General features: G+C 81.3%; 1 protein-coding gene. It reads right to left on the bottom strand.

The annotated features are described in order from the left end of the window. A partial coding sequence (locus ACFSNB_RS18645) for a coiled-coil domain-containing protein (RefSeq protein ID WP_465264580.1) occupies window positions 1-1,815 on the bottom strand: 1,815 nt, incomplete at both ends.

The following is a 1,815-nucleotide window of genomic DNA, read 5'->3' as shown; positions in this document are numbered from 1 at the left end:
CGGCGGCGCGGGCGGCACGGTCGGCCTCGGCCTGGGCCGCCTCGGCGGTGGCGAGGCGGTCGGCGGCGGCGCGGGCGGTGGCCTCGGCGGCTTCGAGCCGGTCGAGCCGCTCGGCCCGGTCGCGGGCGAGGCGGTCGGGCAGGTCCTCCAGCCGCTCGCGCTCGTACAGCAGGCTTTCCCGCCGCGTTTCCAGTTCGGCGATCTGGCGTGCGGCGGTGTCGGCGCGGCCGCGCCAGGACTCGAGGTCGGCGGCGAGGCCGTCGCGGCGCCGCGCCCGCTCGCCGGCGGCGCGCTCGATCCGGTCCAGTTCGCTCCGCGCCTCGATCAGCGCCGCCCGCCGTTCCGCCAGTTCGGCGCGCAGCCCGGCGATTCCGTCGCGGTCCTCCCCGGTGGCGGGAAAGGCGGCCAGCGCGTCCTGGGCCTCGATCAGTTCGGCCTCGGCCTCGGCCAGACTGGTCTCGGCCTCGGCGCACAGGTCGGCGGCGGCGGCCAGCCGCTCGCCCTGGGCGGCGGCGCGGCGGGCGAGGCGGTCATGGTCGTCGCGGGCGCGGATCAGCGCCGCCTCGGCCCGCCGCAGCGCGTCGCGGCCGGCGCGTTCGGCCTCGGCCGCGCGGTCGGCGGCGGCCAGTGCGGCGGCGGCGGTGTCCTCGGCGGTCTCGACCCCAAGCTCGGCATCCTCGCGCCGGGCCTCCAGCTCACGCAGGCGGTTGCGCTGGGCCAGCCGTACCGCCATCGCCGTCGGCGCCCCGGCCTGGACGACATAGCCGTCCCAGCGCCACAGATCGCCGGCCGGGGTCACCAGCCGCTGGCCGACCGCCAGGGCCGGGCGCAAGGTTTCGGCGGCGTCGGCATCGGTGGCGACCGCGACCTGGGCGAGGCGGCGGGCCAGCGCCGGCGGGGCGGTGACGAAGGCCGACAGCGGCCGGCTGTCGGGCGGCAGCGGCGGCAGGCCGGCGGCGGGGCCGAGATCCTCCCACCGGCGCGGCGCCGCCGGCTCGGTGGCGGCGGTGAGGTCGTCGCCCAGGGCGGCGGCCAGCGCCGCCTCGTAACCCGGGCTGGCGCTGACCGCGTCGAGCACCGGGCGGAAGCCGGGGCTGGTGCCCTGGGCCAGCACCTGGGCCAGGGCGTCGGCCTCGGCGGCGAGGCGGTCGCGCCCGGCCAGCGCGGCGGCGAGGGCGTCGCGGGCGCGGTCGCGCTCGCTCTGGGCGGTGGCGCGGTCGCGTTCGGTCCGCTCGGCCAGTTCCTGCGCCGCCTCGCGCTCCTCCTCGGCCGCCTCCAGCTCCATGGCCAGCGCGGTCAGCTCGGCCGGATCGACCGCCTCGGCGGCGAGGGCGGCGCGCTGGGATGCGGCCAGGGCGAGGCGGTCGCGCTGGCGGTCGCGCCGGGTCTCGGCCTGCTGGATCTGGCGCAAGGCGGCGGCGCGGGCGGCATCGGCGGCGGCGACCGCCTCCATCCGCGCCGCGAGGTCCTGCTCGCCGGCGGCGACGGCGGCGGCGACCCGCTCGACCGCTGCTGTTGCGGCGGCGCGGGCCGGGGCCTCGCCGGCCGCCTCGGCGGCGAGGGCGTCGCGCTCGCCCTCCAGCCGGGCCAGGGAGCGGGCGGCGTCGGCGGCGCGTTCATGCTCGCGTTGCAGGTCGGCCTCGGCCTGGACCAGCCGGGTGTCGAGGTCGCGCCGGGCCTCGGCCAGCCGGCCGGCCTCGGCCTCGATCCGCTCCAGCGCCGCCTGTTCGTCCGGCACCGGCGCGGCGGCCTCGGCGGCGGCGGCGCGCAGCCGCAGCTGGTCGGCGGCGGCCCCGGCGGCGGCGGCGCGGGCGG

This window comes from Phaeospirillum tilakii (assembly GCF_042683125.1).
GTDB classification, from domain to species: domain Bacteria; phylum Pseudomonadota; class Alphaproteobacteria; order Rhodospirillales; family Magnetospirillaceae; genus Phaeospirillum; species Phaeospirillum tilakii.
Note: the sequence above shows the minus strand (reverse complement) of the source record. Positions and strands in the feature narration are given on the sequence as shown.